The organism is Desulfosalsimonas sp. (assembly GCF_055149105.1).
The window spans coordinates 1-19,421 of record NZ_JBSRLA010000066.1 but is presented as its reverse complement, the minus strand read 5'-3'; the positions used below and the strand labels follow the sequence as shown (position 1 = coordinate 19,421).

Annotated in this window: 12 protein-coding genes and 1 CRISPR repeat array; of the genes, 3 read left to right on the top strand and 9 right to left on the bottom strand. The window is 52.0% G+C overall.

The features are described from left to right. Positions 1-301 precede the first annotated feature (301 nt). Positions 302-844: a flavodoxin family protein gene (locus tag ACTCIA_RS14000; protein ID WP_463002431.1), complete on the top strand. Its 543-nt coding sequence runs from the start codon at positions 302-304 to the stop codon at positions 842-844. Positions 845-1,012: 168 nt separating this feature from the next. Then, positions 1,013-2,284, top strand: a complete 1,272-nt coding sequence (locus ACTCIA_RS13995; RefSeq protein WP_463002430.1) for a YhjD/YihY/BrkB family envelope integrity protein — start codon at positions 1,013-1,015, stop codon at positions 2,282-2,284. 183 nt (positions 2,285-2,467) lie between these two features. Here ACTCIA_RS13995 and ACTCIA_RS13990 read toward each other — a convergent pair whose 3' ends face one another. Next, positions 2,468-2,896 (bottom strand): DUF2442 domain-containing protein, encoded by a 429-nt coding sequence (locus ACTCIA_RS13990; protein ID WP_463002429.1) that lies wholly within the window; start codon positions 2,894-2,896, stop codon positions 2,468-2,470. Between the two features lie 763 nt (positions 2,897-3,659). Between ACTCIA_RS13990 and ACTCIA_RS13985 the strand changes: the two genes are divergently transcribed. Continuing rightward, positions 3,660-5,177, top strand: coding sequence for a hypothetical protein (locus ACTCIA_RS13985; protein WP_463002428.1), 1,518 nt, complete (start codon positions 3,660-3,662; stop codon positions 5,175-5,177). Here the strand turns inward: ACTCIA_RS13985 and ACTCIA_RS13980 are convergent. The 8 genes from ACTCIA_RS13980 to ACTCIA_RS13945 all read right to left on the bottom strand — a co-directional run bounded on the left by ACTCIA_RS13980 (position 5,134) and on the right by ACTCIA_RS13945 (position 19,184). After that, entirely contained in the window at positions 5,134-8,529 is a 3,396-nt protein-coding gene (locus tag ACTCIA_RS13980; protein ID WP_463002427.1) for a TM0106 family RecB-like putative nuclease, read from the bottom strand. The two genes, ACTCIA_RS13985 and ACTCIA_RS13980, sit on opposite strands and share 44 nt — an antisense overlap. A gap of 45 nt (positions 8,530-8,574) precedes the next feature. Beyond that, positions 8,575-10,199: a CRISPR direct-repeat array (repeat unit 36 nt; unit sequence GTCTCAATCCCCTCTAATCGGGGCCTTCCTTCAGAC). Between the two features lie 196 nt (positions 10,200-10,395). Beyond that, complete coding sequence (csm5, locus tag ACTCIA_RS13975) at positions 10,396-11,922, bottom strand: type III-A CRISPR-associated RAMP protein Csm5 (RefSeq protein ID WP_463002426.1); 1,527 nt, start codon at positions 11,920-11,922, stop codon at positions 10,396-10,398. Further along, complete coding sequence (csm4, locus tag ACTCIA_RS13970) at positions 11,906-12,955, bottom strand: type III-A CRISPR-associated RAMP protein Csm4 (RefSeq protein WP_463002425.1); 1,050 nt, start codon at positions 12,953-12,955, stop codon at positions 11,906-11,908. The genes csm5 and csm4 overlap by 17 nt, the downstream gene beginning before the upstream one ends. A 13-nt stretch (positions 12,956-12,968) precedes the next feature. Further along, a complete protein-coding gene (csm3, locus tag ACTCIA_RS13965; protein WP_463002424.1) occupies positions 12,969-13,673 on the bottom strand; it encodes a type III-A CRISPR-associated RAMP protein Csm3 in 705 nt (234 codons plus the stop codon). Positions 13,674-13,683: 10 nt separating this feature from the next. Continuing rightward, positions 13,684-14,103: a type III-A CRISPR-associated protein Csm2 gene (gene csm2, locus ACTCIA_RS13960; RefSeq protein WP_463002423.1), complete on the bottom strand. Its 420-nt coding sequence runs from the start codon at positions 14,101-14,103 to the stop codon at positions 13,684-13,686. A gap of 10 nt (positions 14,104-14,113) precedes the next feature. Beyond that, positions 14,114-16,714 (bottom strand): type III-A CRISPR-associated protein Cas10/Csm1, encoded by a 2,601-nt coding sequence (gene cas10, locus ACTCIA_RS13955; RefSeq protein ID WP_463002422.1) that lies wholly within the window; start codon positions 16,712-16,714, stop codon positions 14,114-14,116. Positions 16,715-16,731: 17 nt separating this feature from the next. Then, the gene (gene cas6, locus ACTCIA_RS13950) at positions 16,732-17,694 is read right to left on the bottom strand and encodes a CRISPR system precrRNA processing endoribonuclease RAMP protein Cas6 (protein WP_463002421.1); all 963 of its coding nucleotides are present in this window, start codon (positions 17,692-17,694) and stop codon (positions 16,732-16,734) included. A gap of 236 nt (positions 17,695-17,930) precedes the next feature. Next, a complete protein-coding gene (locus tag ACTCIA_RS13945) occupies positions 17,931-19,184 on the bottom strand; it encodes a hypothetical protein (RefSeq protein WP_463002420.1) in 1,254 nt (417 codons plus the stop codon). Between the last annotated feature and the right edge of the window lie 237 nt (positions 19,185-19,421).

The following is a 19,421-nucleotide window of genomic DNA, read 5'->3' as shown; positions in this document are numbered from 1 at the left end:
AGGCTTGCGCAATTTCGAAGAATGCAGCGTACTTGGCCGTACGTGAAATTCTGAGAAATTGCGCGTAACGCAGATATTGAACTTTTTACGGCGCCATCAGTTTTTGATTTTGATCATAAGGGGGCGATTGGAAGATAAACCGCCGGCAATGGTTTGACAAAACAACGGCCGCAGTTTTGGGCCAACCGGCAACCTGCCGGATATTTTGACATTTCTCAATTTTTAATTATTTTATGGCCATCAGCAGGTTTATTTTCATTATGTATGATCCATACAACAGGCAAAAGGAGTGGCAAGGATTATGAAGATACTGCATCTCTACTACACATCCACCGGAAACACGCGCAAGGTTGCAGAAACCATTGATCAGGCCTTAAACAATGCCGGCCACCAGGTGGACTCGGTAAAAGTGGGCAAAAACACCGGCGATGATATCAACCTGCTGGATTATGACATGGTTTTTGCCGGCTCCGGGGTCTATGAATGGCTGCCCGGCAAATCCATGCAGGACCTGTTTGGCCGGCTGCGGCGCAAGCATGCCGAAAACGGGGACATCAAGCCGGCATCGCCCAAACGCGCCGGGAAAAATGCCGTGATCTACTGCACCTACGGCGGCGTGCACACCGGCATCAACGAGGCCATACCAGCGGTGAAATTCATGGGCCAGCTTTTTGACCACCTGGGCTTTACCATCCTGGGTGAATGGTACGTGCCAGGCGAATACGTGCCCGAAAAAATGCAGAAATTCTCGGAAGCCGGCCGGCTGGGCGATATCCGGGGCCGGCCCGACGAACACGACCTAAATGAAGTGGCCCAGAAGGTCAACGGCATCCTGCGGGTATAAAAATCCCCGGACCGCAGTCTCCCGCCGCGTCCCCGGGGAACGGGTTTGTAAAAAGTAAGTTTTTAGATGGTGCCGTAAATTGACAAATGCCGTATTGCCGATATACTGATCTGCAAATAATCATTTTTCCGCCCGTTTACTTTTATACAAACCCGGGAGACGTTGCTGATGAAAAAACCGGAATGGGTAGCTGCAGCCGACAGGTTTATCCGGGAAGATATCTGGAAAATCCGGTTCAGGGACCTGTCCCGGGGCAGGCGCCTGCTGATTCAAAATCTGCTGATTGTCATCATTGCCGCAAAAGAATTCATCGAAGACAAATGCCCGCTCCGGGCTTCGGCGCTGACCTTTTATGCCCTTCTTTCCATTGTTCCGGTGGTGGCCATGGCCTTTGCCATTGCCAAGGGGTTTGGCTTCCAGAGCCGGCTGGAGCAGCAGTTGCTGGAAAACACCAAAGGCGGGCTGATTGCCGGCGTGGGCGTGGCGGTTCTTCTCTGGGCGGTTATACGGGTTCTGGGTCACATTGAAAAATCGCTAAACGACATCTGGCGCATTAAATCCGCCCGCTCCATTGGCCGAAGGTTCAGCGATTATCTCTCCATTATGCTCATTGCCCCGGTTTTGCTGATTATGTCAAGCAGCGTCACGGTCATGGTGGCCACCCAGGTGCACCGGATTACGGAGCAAATCGCTTTGCTGGGTGTCTTCTCCCCACTGATCAGTCTCCTGCTGGGCGTCCTTCCCTATTGTCTGGTCTGGATCCTGTTTGCCTTTTTATACATCTTTATGCCCAATGCCAGGATCAATTACACATCCGGCCTGATTGCCGGAGTGGTGGCCGGAAGCCTTTTTGTCATCGTGCAGAAGTTCTACATTGTCTTTCAGGTGGGGATGGCCCAGTATAACGCCATTTACGGCAGCTTTGCCGCATTGCCCCTGTTTCTGATCTGGCTGCAGCTCAGCTGGCTCATTGTTTTGTTCGGGGCCGAACTGTCCTGCGCCCACCAGAATGTGGAGGACTATGAATTTGACCCGGACAGAAAAAACATCAGCCCGTCTTTTCGAAAGCTTTTGAGCCTGCAGGTTGCCCATCTTTTGGTCACCCAATTTGTCCGGGGACAAAACCCCATGACCCTGCGGGCCATATCCCGGAGCCTGGATATCCCCATCCGTCTGGTTGAAGAAATCATCTCCGAGCTTTGCCGATGCGGCCTGGTATCCGCCACCCCGTCCAGAGATGAAAAAGAAACCGCCTACCAGCCGGCACGGGATATCAACGACTTCACAGTGGCTTTTGTCATAGAGGCCATGGAGCACAAGGGAACGCAGTGGATTCCGGTGGGAAAAACAGAGCCATTGACAGCCCTGTCCGAAGCGCTGGAACAATTTCGTGCGGCCATCCGGCAAAGCCCGGCCAACAAACCCCTCAAAGAGATTTAAGAATGCCATTGCCCCGAAACAATGGACGGCTTCTATCGCGACAGAGATATGGTCATGAAAATGCGCGACATACCTCTATACTCTGAAATCCGGGCCTTTTGATTCCGGATCGCATCAATGGCCGGCATAAGGCGGATCAAACTGGATTTTCATGAATACAATCCCCTGAATTACTGCGAAATCTTACACTGTCTCTTTTCTAACTGCTTTTTTGTAGACATATTCGGGATCAAGATCCACGCCGCAATCCCATTGAATCGTATCAAAGCTTACCCGCACCTGTTTAAATGTTTCCTGGTTCTTCAATTTTCTGAAAACCCCGAAACCAAGGGCGGGCTTCATATCAAGCCGCCCGGATTCGCCGTTTTCAAATTCCACGTATAAAACATAGTTGTCACCAGGGGTGACATTTTTCACTGCGGGAATTGCAGCTTTCCCGGCCTGTCTTTTACGCCCCAAAAGCGTTTTCAGAAAACTTTTTCTTTTTCCTTTAAAGTAAACATACGGCCCATATTGTTTATATGGCTTTGCCGATATGATGATTCCACGTTTTTTCCCGACAATGCCCAAAATCTTGTCGAAAATATTTGGCGAAGGCAATTGAATGGTCATATCTGAATTGGTTCCTGTGGTTTTTCGCTTTACGGCACAGCGGCACACACCGACTTTGCCATTTAATTATGAAAATCATTAAGCCCCGGGCCCTTCTTATAGCCCAAACTGCCCTTTTAATAAAAACGCAATGGAGCAGTCTTTTTTCAAATTCATTTTGACAGTTCTGTTGCGGCCAATGACTTGACAGCGACATTTTCCGGTAAATTGAATTTGCTTGCAATAAAAATTTGAAAAAATGTTTCCCAGCACCGTGATATTTTCTAACAAGCATTAAAGCTAACCAAATATAAAAAGGTGAAAACCAATGCCTGAGAAATCAGATCTGCCGACAGCAATGCATAAAATAAAAGACAAAGCAGATACGCAGGACCGGAACAAATCTGTCGGAACCGACCGGCCAAATACCGATACCCCCCAGCCAAAGCCGCAGGCAAGTTTTTCTGCCTATATGATCAAAGCCATTGTATGGGGGGTACTGATTTGGATTCTTTCCCAGTTGGTTGGAAACAGCAACAACTTTTGCTGGACTGTTCTTGGGGTGGCAATATACAGCACACCAATCGCCCTGAGCGGCATTTACGCAGTAACTCTGCGGAAGATACAACAACTCACATTCTTCTCCAGCCAGGGGATTATCTATTTTATACTCTCACGTCGCCTTCTCAAGTCTGTTTTATGGATTTTCTGGGCATTGGTATCATCATTTTTTATGCTGATCCATTTCCATATCTATACATGGCAGGAATGGATAGCACTCTCCATGGCCATTCCGGTTTTCTGGACCCTATTTTCCTTCAGCCGAAAACTGATTCGCAGGGAAATGAAAGATTTTCTGATTACAGGCATGGCATTGCGAAGTGCAAAATACTTCGCGCCGATTATTATGGTAATCATTTATACAGGCCTGATCAGCTTTTATGCAGACTATCCCGGGCATGGCTCCATTGAAGAAGCCGTGCAGGTCCGGACGGAAAAAGTCGCAGAGATGACCGGCAGCGCACTGGCACAAGAAACCGCTTACTGGGTGGCCACGTATGAGGCAACAGAGACCTTCCTTATCCATCGGGTCGGGGAGAAGAGCAGGCTGCTGATCATAGTATTTAAGTGCATTGTGAATTTGGCCATATTTTTCAACGTCAGCGCCATGCTCTCGTGCTTTGCAATCCCGGCCGCGGAATTCCGCCGGATATTCGGCCCGCTTACCGAAGCCCCGGTTCCTCCGTCGATTGCCCCTGGCCGGATAGCCATGAACACGGCAATAATCGTTTTTGTGTTGTTTTTTATCTATCTCCCTGCATTTGTCACCATAGAAACAACTTTTCAACAAAAACCGCAAATCCACAATGCCAGAAAAACAGCAGAGCATAAATTTATCCCCATGCTCGATAAGATTGGCAGTGAATTTTTCCAGACAGGAACCATTGACCAGCTGACTCGGGCCAGATTATCTGCTGAAATGAAATTCGACGCAGCTGTCATTCGGCTAAATAATCGGATCGACAGCGCCTTTGTTCACATGGAAAAAAATGTGGACGCCTACCTGGACTGGTATTACAGCCTGCCGGCCGAATACCTTCGAATCGGCAAAATGATGACCGGAGACCTTGAAGACTACATGGCCCTTAAACTCGAAGAATTTCTAAACAAGGGCCAACCCTTGCACCAGGTGGAATCCGAACTCAATCAGGCCATAGCCGGATATGAGGCCGCTAAGCAGACCTACCGGGACAAAGCTGAACAGGTTATGGCGCAAAATCAGGTAAATAAGTCCGAATACAGCCACTTCGAGGTCGTCTCGCAAATTTCTCCAGAAGAAGCGTTAAACCTTTCCCTGCCTGCAGATGTAATTGGTTTTAACGCCCGCATGATCGCGGGGGCAGGAACCCTGGCCGGTATTAACGGCACGATCACTGCTCTTGTAATCAAAAAAGTTCTGCGCAAGGCCGCTGCCAAAAACACTCTCAAAGTGGCGGCCAAAGCAGTAACCAAAATTGTCGCCAGCAAGGCCGCCGGCTCAACAGGGGGGGCAGGGGCAGGGGCTTTGGCCGGAGCGGCAATCGGCTCCTCCATACCGGCGGTGGGCACGGCCGCCGGGGCGGTTGTCGGCGGGATAATCGGGGCTGTCACTGCGGGCGTCACTGTGGATAAAATGCTGCTTATGCTTGAATCAGCCATCAACAGAGAATCTATGAAAGCGGAACTTGTATCTGCCATCCGGGAAGCCAAAGAGGCATTCAAGGCTGAATATCTCCGGCCCAAAACCGGCAGAGGGCATTGACCAGGGCCGCTTCTTGCGGCCGGGAGCAGTTAATGGACATCAGCTCCGGGGAAGCCACCAGCACAGCCAGGGACCGGGCACGGGAGAGGGCCACGTTCAAACGGTTCTTGCTATAGAGGAAATCAATATTTCGGGGAAGACAGGCCTCGCCAGAGGTGGCCATGGAAACGATCACCACCTCAGCCTGCTGCCCCTGGAACCTGTCTACTGTGCCCACCCGGGCGCCTTCCGGCAGGATCTGTTTCAGCAGATTCACTTGCATGTTGTAAGGCGCAACCACCAGGATATTGTCCAGGCCAAAATCATGCACCTTTCCAGCGCGGTCCCGGTACTGTTGACAAACAAGGCTTTCCACCATCTCCCTGACGACCGCGGCTTCCTCCTGGCTTTTGCGGGCACACCCGTCATGGACTGCCGGCACGAAACGAACGCCTGCCGGCAGCAGGTATGGATGTGCACCATGTTTCAGGATCAGTTCCTGGCGGCTGTTATTCGGCTCCGGCTCCAGGCGACCGTCATAAATCATCTCTGATATCAGCCGGCAGACATCCGGATGCATCCGCCATGTGGTCTTGAGAAATACGCCCTGCTCCGGCGGTATGGTGGCCAGGCCGTTTAACAGGTACTCCAAAGACGATTCCCCGGACCGGCCCGGATGAATCCCCTGAATGGGCTGGCCGAGTTGCATCTGGTCGCCCAGCAGCACCAAATTTTTTGCGGAAACCCCCATGGCAGCCAAGTTGGCCAGTGAGACCTGGCCGGCCTCGTCCACGAACAGAAAATCCAGCTGCCGGTCCATCTCAGGCCTGGAAAAAAGCCAGGCCGTACCGGCAACCAGCTGGTTTCCAGGGTGGGCGGCGGACATGTTGTCAAACACGTCCCGAATCATCCGGCCATTGAGCAAGGTGCCATCGTTGCCCCTGTTACTTTTTTTCACCCCGGCAAACCGCACGCCGGCCTTCATGGCCGCGTCTTCCACCGCATGCAACAGATTGGAGATCGCCTTATGGCTGTTTGACGATACCCCGACCCGGAATCCCTGTTTCAGCAACTCAACAATCACCCGGGATCCGGTATATGTCTTGCCGGATCCCGGAGGACCCTGTACAAAAAGGCAGCTCTCATTGAGTCCGGCCACAGCCCGGGTGACCTGCGGCACGATATCTTTTTTTTCATCCACAACAGGTTTTTTGGGTTTATGGTTCCGGATGCGCGGCATCTCGCGCCGCAGCATGGATTCGACAGCCCGGTATCTCTGGTTTCCGTTAACCAGGGTGTCTGCAAAACGAAATACCGCTTCCCGAAGCAAATCGTTGTAAATGGGTCCGCCGGGTCCGATATGGAGGCATTCAGGCGGCGGATCGGCTTTTTGGGAAAGGGTAAATGACACCCTGCGGGCTTGCTCATCAATCACCAGGCTGCTCAGAGCCTTCCCCGTATCCAGCCGGGCTGCCTTGTCCCCGGTTTTGAGCTTGGTTTCCTGCTCTGGAAACGTGAAAGTGTAGCAAATCGATTTTTTGACAGGAAACGGCGGAATTGCCGGGTCCAATTCCAGCCCTGCAATGCACTCAATGTCTTCGGCCAGTTCCCGGGCATCCATCTCCATTCTGGCAAACATGGCCCACCACTGGGGCTTGTCCTCCCGCCGGTGAAAATCAAGCAGCTGCCAGGCCAGCTCCCGCAAATGCGATTCTTCTCCCCAATCGGAACGGTCCTGGGGCAGATCTCCCAACAAAAGCTGCCTGTAGGCCTCAATGCGCTGCTCGTGGGCATTCAAGGCCCCGGGATCGGCAACAGGGACTTGTTTATCCGGGTCATCACCCGCCCAGGCGATCCCTTCGGGCCGAAGTTCCAGGAGCCATTGCCGCAGCCTGCAGGTGGAGACCACATCATCCTCATTGTAGGCCCGGATTTTTTCCAAAAGCCTGGTATCGCCTGTTTCCTTCCAGCGTTCATAATACACGATGCTGGCCCCGGCGGACTGCACATCGCCGGAGCGTTTTTCCATGTAAAAATGTTCCAGATTCTTGATGGAATAAGACGGCTCAGAAACCCGGAGCCCTTCCCGGACCACCTTGTAGAGATCCACCAGCCTGCCCGCCCGGAGAAGGTTGTCCACCTCCGCCTCCCGGGTGCCGTGCAGGGACATGAGTCTTTTCAGGGCTGTCTGTTCATAATGGGCGTAGTGATAGATATGCGCATCAGGATAGGCCCTCAGGCGACGGGTCACAAAATCGATAAATCCCTCAAAGGCGGTCTTTTCCTCTGACCGGCTGTGGGCCCAGAAGGCTTTGAATACCGGCTTGCCATGGTCAAGAAAACAGAGCCCGAAAAGATATTCCAGGCCGCCTTCTTCCAGGGGGTTGCCTTCCATGTCAAAAAACATGTCCCCTTCCGAAGGACGGGGAAGCCTTTCAAAACCCCGTTTCTGCCCCGGCACCAATGGCAGGTGCTCCAGCATGTTCTCATTCTGCTCCCGGGCCAGTACCTGGAGCCGGGCCTGCCGTTGAATCGTATCCAGCGTGCCTTCGGCCATGCCGGGTATGTGCATATCCGGATCCATTTTTGCAAGGGCTTCCATGGTGTGGATACCTGCCCCCTGGAGTTTGCGAATCTGAGATTTGCGGATATTGGCCACCTGCCACAGGTGATCGGCTTTTTGCCGCTGTTTTTCGCAAATTTCCATCCACCGGCAGACCTCGCAGTGATCCCTTGGCTCGGGACTGGTTTCTTTGGCACACCCTTCCAATTCGGACTGCACTTGCTCAAAAAACCGCTGCAAAAGGCGCTCCAGATACCAGTTGTAATCTTTGAATGCGTAGGCCTTTTCTCTTCCATCACCCAATACGACATGCATACGGGCAGGCAAAAGCCCTTGAACGGCCGCCAGGATCTTTGAATAAAAGGCAAGCTGAATGACAAACCGGGTTCTGGCGCTCATGGCCAGCTTGGTATCAAGCACTTCATAGCTCCAGGCTCCCAAAGCCGAGGGCCGTTCAATCCGGCGGAAAAAATCAGCCGTGCCGGTCAGGCATCCATCACGGAGCACGGGCTGGTAAAGGATATCCGCCCCGGCCTGCATGGCTTGCCGGGTCGCCCGTATCCGTTCACGTGCGCCATCCCCGGCATCACGGATATCCACGAACTCATGGTGCTGCTTGCGAAGCTGTTTGGCATGCTGACTCTCATGCAGGGCCCCCTTTGCCTGAATGAGACGCAGCTCCTCGTTGGCTTCGGTTTTGGGAAGCGGCGCTTGCAGATCAGCCAGGTCCAGGGCGGTGTGGTGCGGGCAGGACAGGAAGTTGACAATATCGCCGGCTGTAAAAAGGATTTGTTCACCAGATTTGTGCAAGGTTGTTTCCTTTAAAACGATTCACGGCTTTTGCCCTATTAAACCAGCGCAATCCCCTCTAATCGGGGCCTTCCTTCTGACCTTCTACGTCCGACGTGAAAGTATTCCAGGCAAAGTCTCAATCCCCTCTAATCGGGGCCTTCCTTCTGACCCGATCCAGGAGGGGCCTTGGATCGGGGTTAAAGGTCGTCTCAATCCCCTCTAATCGGGGCCTTCCTTCAGACTATAAACATCCAACGTCAGGGAGAGGCTCCCTTTTTGTCTCAATCCCCTCTAATCGGGGCCTTCCTTCAGACCCATCACAAGAATTCTTCTCCAGGAAGTTCGGTAAGTCTCAATCCCCTCTAATCGGGGCCTTCCTTCAGACTCTGAATCGGCAAAGAAATACGACGCAAACGTTGGCTATGTCTCAATCCCCTCTAATCGGGGCCTTCCTTCAGACAAAATATGAAGACCGCAAAACCGTGTCGCATTATAAAGTCTCAATCCCCTCTAATCGGGGCCTTCCTTCAGACACTACCTGGCAGATGTCCGCAAAAACCTGGGGCTTTAAGTCTCAATCCCCTCTAATCGGGGCCTTCCTTCAGACAGATCCCGAGGATGCAGATAAATAAAAAATAAAATAGTCTCAATCCCCTCTAATCGGGGCCTTCCTTCAGACGGAAGAAGGGATGCGAACGACTTGGAAGCCTCTCAAGTCTCAATCCCCTCTAATCGGGGCCTTCCTTCAGACCGATGGCTGCAATCAATCGGGTACAGTGTTACGCTGAGTCTCAATCCCCTCTAATCGGGGCCTTCCTTCAGACGACAAAGAGGACCCTCCGTAAATCTGGGGGGCTGTTTTGTCTCAATCCCCTCTAATCGGGGCCTTCCTTCAGACCGCGTTTTTTCCCGCTACCGATTCCCAGGGGAAAAAGTCTCAATCCCCTCTAATCGGGGCCTTCCTTCAGACAGATTTTTGTTATACCTGCTGCGGTTTTCAAAATGTGTCTCAATCCCCTCTAATCGGGGCCTTCCTTCAGACTTATCGAGTGAAGCAAAGGAATTATATGACGTTCTGAAGTCTCAATCCCCTCTAATCGGGGCCTTCCTTCAGACATGGCAAAAGCAAAAAAGAAAAGTAAGTTCAAAGGGTCTCAATCCCCTCTAATCGGGGCCTTCCTTCAGACCATTGCCCCGTTTAATGGCCTCCTCCAATCGTATGAAGTCTCAATCCCCTCTAATCGGGGCCTTCCTTCAGACCAACCTGAGGGGAGCCGACCTGAGGGGAGCCGACCTGGTCTCAATCCCCTCTAATCGGGGCCTTCCTTCAGACTGAAGTGCATGAGTGCATGAGTGTGTGTCTGTGTAAGTCTCAATCCCCTCTAATCGGGGCCTTCCTTCAGACAGCAGGAACGGCAGACACTGGCGGAAATCCTGTTCGTCTCAATCCCCTCTAATCGGGGCCTTCCTTCAGACCTATGCGCTTAAAGTCTGGATTGAACACCGAGACGGTCTCAATCCCCTCTAATCGGGGCCTTCCTTCAGACATGGAATGGGGAAATAAAGCCAAAGGCCCGGCCCTGTCTCAATCCCCTCTAATCGGGGCCTTCCTTCAGACGGTGGTCGGGAGTTACACTGGGCGGTCTGAAAAAGTCTCAATCCCCTCTAATCGGGGCCTTCCTTCAGACTCTGGGTAAAAAATATATCAAAAATCCAGTCGGTTGCAACCCATTTCCGGCTGACCTGGCCTTTTTTTACGTTTGGGAATTTTTTCAGGCACCCGGCAGGGGTTTCGGAAAAACATAACTGCTTGATTGTTATATATATACAAAATTTTCCAGCCTCCCGCTAATGTCTGCCATTCTTTTGCAGACCAAACGCCAATCACTTTTCTCCAAGTATTGATTGAATCTTGGCGATTTTTTCCCTTGCAGCCTTCCACTGTTTTTGCGAAAAATCCTTTCTAACCCACTTGTTACTGGCCTGCCAATAAGCCTTGATCACGGCGGCAACGGCTTTTTGACCTTCCGGGCTGTACTCGTCGATTTTTTTAAAAGCAATATTGATTTTCTCTTCGGAAACACCCGGTTGCTGCAGTTCGTATATCTCGCGATCTTCAGGCGTCATGGCCTCCAGAGCCGCCTGTTCTTCCGCCGCCTCACGCTCCTTTCTCTCCTGCTCCTGCCGTCGCCTTTCTTCGGCAATACGCTCCTGCTCCTTTTCAGCGCGGATTCTTTCAGCTTCTTCCTGCCTTCTTCTGAGCGCAATCTCCCGGTCCTGCTGAAAATCGGTTTCAAAAGCGCTGATCTTTTTTTCCAGATCCCCTGTCATGGGCTGGACCTGCACCCATCCAAAGGGACGAAGCCCCTTGTTATATTGATTGTTGCTTGTTTCCGAGGCAAGCCATACGGTGGTGGCATGATCCAGGGAAAAATCCTGTTTCTTCTTTCCCGTATTGATCCGTATGCTGCGATGCCCTTCAATGGTCAGACATTCAGCTCCTGAATGACGGCCGATGCGCATTGGCACCCTGTTTTCATCAATACCGACTTCAACGCCGCCCAGCCCTGCCCGGGTCAGTTCTGACAGCTCTCTTTTGTTCTGCCCTGCATAAAACCGGACTGCGCCTTCCAAAAGTTTTTCCAGGGAAGCGGGATTGCTAATGACCGATTCCCCCAAATCCCTGCCAACCGATATCCGGCCGTAAAAGATGGCTCCGGGCTCAATGACTTCCATGATTTGGGCATTGCCTCTCGGATTTTTATCCCCGGGGCTTTTCTTTTTGTTGACAGCATAGACCACCTTTGCCGCAACATACCCTGCCGGCTGAAAATCAGAGACTTTCACCATTCTAAATGGATCGGTTTCGGTTCGGCGCAAATCATATTCCAATAATATTTTTTCCAGCTCACTGCCTTTTCGGCGCTTGTCCGGCGGCGTTTTTTTCACGCCGGCAGCCATGTTGGCATATGCCGTGCGCAGCGCACCCTTTATGGCACTTCCCGGAATATACGGCCGCTGGTCAGCAGGCCTGAAGGCGGTTCTTTCTATCTGGAACTGATTTAACTGCCTGGAAAAATTTTTATCCCGCGGATTGAGGTCCAGCACTTTGCGGTAGTGATCCACAAATCCGTTGCAAAGCGCCACTGTCCGGCCCTGCGGCTTTTTGTTGCGCAAAAATTTATACAGCTCCAGAATCGATTCGACAGTTCCCTTGCGGCAGATCCCGGAAAAAGCCAAACGCTCTTCCTCCTCCATGTCCGCAATAAAGGAGATGGGATCAAAAACCGTCATTTCATTGTTTTCCTCGTCGACCGTAAAACAGGTCGGCTCATATACCTCGCCGCATCCCAGGTGAACCGGGGACACCACTTTCAAAACGCAATCAAACGAACTATTTTCCTGTGTCATACGAAAGCTCCAGGGTAATGGGCAGCCAGGGAGCATATCCCTGGGCAACGGTTTCCGGTTGAACACGAGAGACATTTTTGACCGCAGTGCCCAGCCAGGGGCGTTCGAACTGTTTTTTGTCTCCGGGAACCAACACGGCTCCTTCATCGGCCATGACAACCGGTTTTTTAAACGGCACCCGACTCGAAGCCAACTGGTCGCCATGCCTTCCGAAACGCACGAAAGGCGTAAAAAAGAAATTCCGGTATTGACCCTTTTCCGGCACAACCGGGGCCAGGGCATACATGGCATCTGCATGATCAACAGAAGCGACCTCAACCGGCCCGGCCGAGTCGATCCGGAATCGACCCATGCCCGTGGAAGCATCCCTGCCAAAACCACTCATGCCGATTCGCTCCAGACCGCAAACCACCCGGTCAATATCGGTTGCCGATTCATCGATCAGCACGAATACGGCCAGCTTCATTCCCGGCAGATAGTACAATACGTCCGTGGTATAGGGGGCAAACGTACCGCTTCCGGTGGTCCCGGTCATTCGGTTGATGCTGTTGTGCGGCCTTTCCGCCCGGGCCGGCACGCCCGGAATGCCGGAATGCACTCCGGTTTTGCCGCCGCAGGCGCCGGATGATTCCAGCAGGATACGGCCAACGGCCTCGTCGGTCAAAAACGAGGTCGATGAGGCATCCAGGGCTTTGCCGCCAAAAACTTCCATCCATTTTCTGGCCCGATCCAGTTTGCGGTTTTCAATGATGCTTTTCCGGCTGCCGCCTTGACTGGCGCCTTTGCCTGCCACTGTGTGCAGCGGTCTGGGAAAATAGTAGCGAACCTGTGATTCAGATTCAATTTTGGGAAAAGCAGAAGAAAAAACAACAAAGGGCCGGTTGCCATATTCCTGCAAAACGCCGGACAATCCGTCGTCTGCCAGTTTGGAATCATGGGCCACCTGCCAGCAGAACTGCCCAAACAGGGTGTCGCCTTTGGGCACGGTTCCCATGGGGGATAATGGTTCTATCGTGATGTCATAGAGTTTCACGGCTTCCTCCTGCCTACAGCGGGGTTGTGGATGCAAAAGCCCGGCGGTTTTCTTCTTCGTCGAATTCAAACCGGACGCGGCCGTATCCCCTGCTGCCGCTGCCCCCAAGGGCATCCATTTCCAGAAGCTTCAACCCCTGCAGCAGAATTTCTTCAAGGCCTTGATCGCCTTCAAACACCTTGAGCCCGATGGTAAAACAAAATTCCGTTCCGGCCGGCACCCTTTCGCTGAAGCGCGGATTCAGGGCTGTTCCCTTGATGCGGTCAATGGCATTTTCAGATTTGATTTCCGTAAACCCCTGACTGCTCATAAATTCCTGCTTCTTCCAGTTCTCATCGAGCATACAATCAGCAAACGATGCGCGGGAAGGCCCGATTTCGCTCTTTTCATCGGTGTCTGCCCCGCTTATGCCAAAAAGCTTTAAAATGCCCATGCATTCAAGACGCTCGTCGCCTTCAAGGCTTTCCAGGTCCTTTAGTCCCAGCGGTCCGCCGTCTCCGTTGCTGCGCCTTCCGATCAGGCCGCTTTTTAACTCCAGCAGGGAGCGCACCTTCCCCTTAATCGATGATCCCGGGATATAGGGCTCCAGGGTGTAGGGGTGCTTGACCACCGGGTTATCAGTTCCACCGATGCGCATTTCCGAATCACCGGAGCCGATATGAAGGCCGCTTTGCAAAACGATCCTACCCGTCAGATTTTTGATGCTTAATAATTTCATAGCAATCTCCTTAAGCTTTGGAGGAATCTGGGTTATAATATTTGTAAAAACCTATAATTGCCTCGAAAAACGTAGCAAAAATATTTAAATCCGCACCATCCTGGATTTTATCAACAGACGTACTTATAAAGGTCATAAAATCATCCGAAACATGGCCACGCCCTTTTGCGTATGCAGCTTTGGCGACAAGCATATGAACTAGTGGCAATACATGATCGAAATCCTGCTTTTTTGCTTGTACTGTGGTATTCAACGTAACAACTTCATCATAAAATTTTCGCAGTTGGCTTGGACTGTTGAGTTTATTGCTCTTTTGGCGGACACCTATGAATTTTTGGGCCCATTCATCCGCTGTTTTGGAAAACAGCAGCGGATCTACCTGCCCCTTTTCCTTGTCCTTCCAGAACTCAATCCTTTTCGGTTTTTCCATAATTCACCTCTTACCTTCTGTTATATTGAACATACCAAAGGGGCACACGGAGGCTGCCGCCCCAGCTCGTCAACCACTCGGCCGCTTTCCCGTGAACCTCTGCAACCCTGTTTTTCCGGTCGGCCGGATCATCGGTTTTCAAAACGTTTCTTTCCGCCGCATAGGCCAGCAGAGCCCGCCACCGCGTGCATTCCATCTCCTGCATATCGATTCCCCCGTCAGCGGAAGTCAGCTTCTGTTCCCGGTCCGCCATTTCCACAAACCGATTGAGGCGATAGAGCATGGTGGGGCTGATATATTCCTGCTCCAGCCATCTTTCAAAAACATCACGAATCCCATAGAGATCAAATGCCTCGTTCCAGACCACGGTCTCGCCAAAAACCGTCAGGCGGTTTCGACCGTCTGCTTTGGACCGCTCCAGGGCGGATTCAGCCGCCTCTGCCATGGCGTTGACCGGTGTGTGCGGCTTGTGAAAAGAGATGCCCGCGGAAAGCGTTACATTGGAATTTTTGCAGACATAGGCGGAAAATGTTTCGGCCAGTTCCGGGGCAAAGTCCATGATATGATTCCAGGGGCCGATGAGAAACAGGTCGTCTCCACCGGCAAAAACCGTGTAAATGTTTTTGTATGCAGGATGCTTTCCCAGAAAATGCGGAAGAAACACCGCAAAAAAGTTGTTCATCTGCCGGCTCAGGGTCGCAATCCGGGATATGCTGTAAAGATTTTCGCGAAGCCCGCAGGTCATCAGCAGCCCCAGGTTGTCCACGTCCGCCTTGACAACGCCCAGCGCCTCCACGCCGGCCAGTCTTTCATCCGAATCCACCTGTTTGGCAAGGGCGGCAATATGATTAAACATCTTGGGCGCATTTTCACGAACCTGCCGGTCGAGATCGATCTCATCTTCGCCTGAAACCGCCCGGATGCGGGGATCAGACAGGTCCTCCTGCCCATAAGCAGGCACGTACCCGTTAAAAAACTTCAGGGTGGCCTGCTGCGTCGGCAGCCCGCCGGAAGGCAGCGCCATTGCCCAGTACCGCAGCAATTGCTTTTTCTCTGCTTCGGATTCCATTGCATCGGCTTCATGGCCATTTGAAAGGGCTTCGGGAAAAACAAACTGGTAGCGGCCGAATAAAGGCTCCATCAACTTTTTCGCCCCGGCATGGCTATCTGTGTTTGCATCCAGAACCGCAAGCACATCTTTGCGCACGAGATTTTCCCCCAGAAAAACATGGTCCCGGCAAAGGGTGCAGGCCTTGTGGCCTTCGCGCAAAACAGCGCCGGCATGCACCGGCCGCTTGCCGCAAAAGGGGCACAACTCCTCCTTGACCCCGTCAAAATAGTTTTCAATCACCCCACCATAGGCATCCAGGTCAATGCGGTTATATTTCTTTGCCAGGACAGCACGATTCATCCGGTCATGCAGATCCTGGTAGCCTCCGCTTTTAAAATCCGCCGGGGCCGCCGCTACCGAGGATATACTGATACCGGCCTCCCCGAAAGTACGCCCCGCAAACCACTGCTCGATCTTTTGGGCTGTTTGCTCAACGGCTTGCCCGGCCTGGCTGGTGTTTGGAGCCAATATCGTAAACTTGCCGCCGGCATTCAGGATAACGGAGGTCACGGGTATTCCGATTTCCGTACAAAGCATGTGCGCCGCCATTTCCATGACTGCAGATACGTAAAACGAACGTCCCCGCAGCAGCTTGGAGCGGAATCTGCGCGTATCCCCAAACCCGGTGAAAATAAAGCTCTGAATCCCGTGAAACTCACCGGTGACCAGGAGAAACTTTTCTGGATCCTCAGCCCGCACCGCTTTGGCCTCTAGCGTACCGGTGTCCCTGTGATAGACATAAAGCGCGGCAGCCAGCGCAGCCGTGGTTTTCATATGATCGAAAAGCGATACATCCGGAATCACGTTTCCCGCGCGCGCAGCGGGCAGATGCGATGCATACTGCATAACAAGGCTTTCAAAATGCTCAAACCACAACCCGATGCAGCCCCTGTGGGGTATCCGCTCCAGGGCTTGGCCAAATCCCTTAAAAAGGACCGCGTATTGGGCTTTTGCCGTTTCACGGTCAGAGGGCATCACTTCGCCGGCAGGCCGGGGGAAAATATTTTCCGGGGAAAGGGGCTGCAGGGGATAAGCATGCCCATAGCACTCCGATGTGGTGAAATCGGCCTGCCCCGAAGGATCCAGGCATTCCAGGATTGGCACCATGCGCGTTTTTTCAAAATCCCGGAATGAGACAGCGGCATTTTTTGCCGCGTCATATTCCTCCCTGTCCATACCCGAGGAGATACGGTCGGCCTCGGCAATGATCCATTCCATGGCCGTGGACGGGCTGTGGTGGGATGCCGCCAATTTGACAAGCCCGTCGCCCTCCCCCCAGGGCCGGCTGAACTCTTCGGGGAGGCAGTCGATAAACCGGTCGATAAACAAAGCCGTATACAGCGCATGGCCGTGGGTGTATCGGCCGTCGCGCACGGGAAGAAAATCCGCCGCACGCCTGTCAAATTCTTCAGGGTCCAGGTTTAGCACATCTTTTCCGGCAAGCTTTCCCATGTCATGGGAAAACCCCGCAATGGCAATTTTCAGGGTTGTATCGTCCATCCACCACGCTCCTGTGTTTAAAAATCAACGGTTTTCCGGCCTTCAGGGCTGATCCGCCGGATCTTTCCCAGGCCGAAGGACGTATTTTTGCCAACATGGACCTTCTCGCAGAAATCAATGAGCGACAGGAGATCCAAAGGCACATTTTCATAGGTTACCGCGCCCACCAGCCCGCCCATGGGCATCCGCTTTTTCCGGCGGAAGGAATAGCGCTGCCAGTCATACCATTTCAGCTTTGCATCAGAGATTTCCACGGACTCTGCTTTTTTTACCAGGCCCCTGTAGTCCAGCTCCGGCTCGCCATCTCCGTAGGCCGCCATCAGGCTGGAAACTCTTCGAAGCATCGCCCTTGTCAGCACGTGAAAGGGAAGTTCCCGGGCAATCCGCTGCTGGTGCTTGACCCGCAGGGGTGTCTTTATCCGAATGGTCACCCGGCCGGTCCCGCAGCCGTTTGTATGCTTCAGACCCAGGGGATATGCACAGCCTTCAGGGTCAATCCGGCCGCTTTCCCTGGTATAGACGACTTTTTTACCACTGCTCACCTGCTCCAGACAAAATTTTCCGCGGCTTTTGCCCACCCGGCGGCCCAGGCCCGTGCTGCCCATCCGGTCAAACGCATACACGAAAAAGGGCAGATCCTGGTTGATGCTGCCAAAAAGCCCCAGTCTGCAAGAAATCATCCGGTCTTTTTCAAATACGTTTTCGCTGGTGTCCGGCGGTTCAATGACATACGGGTGAGGAAGTTCGGACAAATGGCCTGCCGAACCGTGGGTGTTTGCGGACAGATGCGTTTCAAACACCCGGACATAAAGACATCTGTGGCGCAGGGGGCAATCATCGCATGTTTGCCGGCGTTTCAGGGCGCATACCACATTTTTCAGCGCCCGGCCGAATACGCCGTGAAATGTCGACCCCTTGTATTCCGGAAGAACCGCTTCATTTTCGAAACGGCACACAAAATCGTACTCGCCATAAAGCATACGGGAAAACCTCCCTGTTCCGGTTTCATCGCCAACTGCATCTCTATTATCCGGTAACGGCATGGAAATTGATTTTTCAATTGAATTTCAAACATGAGGGAAAATTTTTGTTTGTGGTTATTCAGCCAGGATGGGAGCATTTCAGGTAAGCATACAGACGACAGGGGAAAATACGCAAGGTAAAAAGGAAAACGATTTTTTTATGCCGGGCACACCCCGCATAAAACTACTTGATTCTACACCTCAAATTTATAAATACTCGGCAATTGCGCCGGCATTTTCAACCCGGTATGCCTTGCGTCTTTTAAAAAAGCAGGGAGTACTCCATTGTCCATCCATTCGAGTATTTCAGACCACCTATTGAAATCTACCGGGGTAAAACCATGTGCAAGAATTGACTCATTCCTGATTTCAAGTTTTTTCTGAAAATTTTTTTTGTTTTCTCTGAAAAACTGCGCCATATTCGTATCAGTTTTTGCTTCTACTAGTTGCCAGGCTAAAAATAAAGGTGCCTGAAGACGATTTTTATGGTTTGGTATAATACCTATTGTATCCGGAATAAAATCTTTTGGCAGGTTACAGGTATCCACCTTACAGCGATCCAGCAGCAGCCACTGGGCCACCCATTCCAGCACCCTGTAAGCCCTGGAAACAGCATCATCGTATCTCCCCTGCGCGGCCCTCCGCAAAGCATTCAGCCACAAATCGCAAATCAACGCAGGCTCCCTTGCCGGACCGCCTTTCATAAAAAGGCCGAGTATGCGCAGGTAATTGGAATATTCCCGTCCGACATCTTCCGCACAGCTGGACAAAATACCGTATGCTGCCGCATGATCGAACCTGTCCCAATGGTCAAAGGCTTTACTCAGGTTCAGGGCCATAAGATGGTGTTTTTGCAAAACCGGATTGGACGTACGCTTAATATTCTTCAAAGTTTCCACGGCCTGCGAATAGCCGTATTGTTCCCATGCGGCCAGACCCAATCGTATTTCCCTTCTCATGCGGATCGATTCATAATCGACCGGGACTCCCCATTGCGTGTTATCGGCCACCTTCACCAGATCGGGCCTCGGCCCGGTGACAAGATGCAAGGACAGATCATGTTCAAGGGCCGCAAGCACAAGCGCAACACTCATTCCCTTTGTGCCGCCGGTATAGTCTGCAATCAACTCGGCCCCGGGAAACCGGGTATCTAAAGAATCAATGGTTTTATAAAGTGTATTATAGGTACTATCCAGGTTATCTGCTTCGACATGAACCAACTCATAGCAATCCGCCTGCAATCCCTTCTGCGTGGGGATATTTGGCAAGGTTGATTTTTGATCGGAACTGGCTTTAATAATTTTACCTTTACCTGTTATCTGGTACTCCGAGCCCTGAGGTCCTTGTGTGCATACAAAAAAAATGTAATCCGGCTCCAGGGTCTCAATGGCTGTTACAATGGGCTGATAACTGCCTCCAACAGTACAAATCAATACTTTTCTCACCATTGTTTCCCTCATCCTGTTTCCCACGTGGTTATGGTTTTTTCCTGAATTCCCGGCACGCATCACATTCCCGAGCAGTGTTCAAAAAAATCGTTTCAAATCTACCCTAAGGGCCGATGACTTAACATTGCTTATTTTTTTAATCCCCTCTAATCGGGGCCTTCCTTCTGACACATTCTCCTGCCCATGCTCCAATCAGGATTTGCACAGTCTCAATCCCCTCTAATCGGGGCCTTCCTT

What these genes read in the sequence shown, in the direction of transcription:
- csm2 (WP_463002423.1), bottom strand. Translation starts at nt 14,103, where the DNA reads ATGGAAAAACCGAAAAGGATTGAGTTCTGGAAGGACAAGGAAAAGGGG.
- ACTCIA_RS13995 (WP_463002430.1), top strand. Translation starts at nt 1,013, where the DNA reads ATGAAAAAACCGGAATGGGTAGCTGCAGCCGACAGGTTTATCCGGGAA.
- csm3 (WP_463002424.1), bottom strand. Translation starts at nt 13,673, where the DNA reads ATGAAATTATTAAGCATCAAAAATCTGACGGGTAGGATCGTTTTGCAA.
- ACTCIA_RS14000 (WP_463002431.1), top strand. Translation starts at nt 302, where the DNA reads ATGAAGATACTGCATCTCTACTACACATCCACCGGAAACACGCGCAAG.
- cas6 (WP_463002421.1), bottom strand. Translation starts at nt 17,694, where the DNA reads ATGCTTTATGGCGAGTACGATTTTGTGTGCCGTTTCGAAAATGAAGCG.
- ACTCIA_RS13945 (WP_463002420.1), bottom strand. Translation starts at nt 19,184, where the DNA reads ATGGTGAGAAAAGTATTGATTTGTACTGTTGGAGGCAGTTATCAGCCC.
- csm5 (WP_463002426.1), bottom strand. Translation starts at nt 11,922, where the DNA reads ATGACACAGGAAAATAGTTCGTTTGATTGCGTTTTGAAAGTGGTGTCC.
- cas10 (WP_463002422.1), bottom strand. Translation starts at nt 16,714, where the DNA reads ATGGACGATACAACCCTGAAAATTGCCATTGCGGGGTTTTCCCATGAC.
- ACTCIA_RS13985 (WP_463002428.1), top strand. Translation starts at nt 3,660, where the DNA reads ATGGCCATTCCGGTTTTCTGGACCCTATTTTCCTTCAGCCGAAAACTG.
- ACTCIA_RS13990 (WP_463002429.1), bottom strand. Translation starts at nt 2,896, where the DNA reads ATGACCATTCAATTGCCTTCGCCAAATATTTTCGACAAGATTTTGGGC.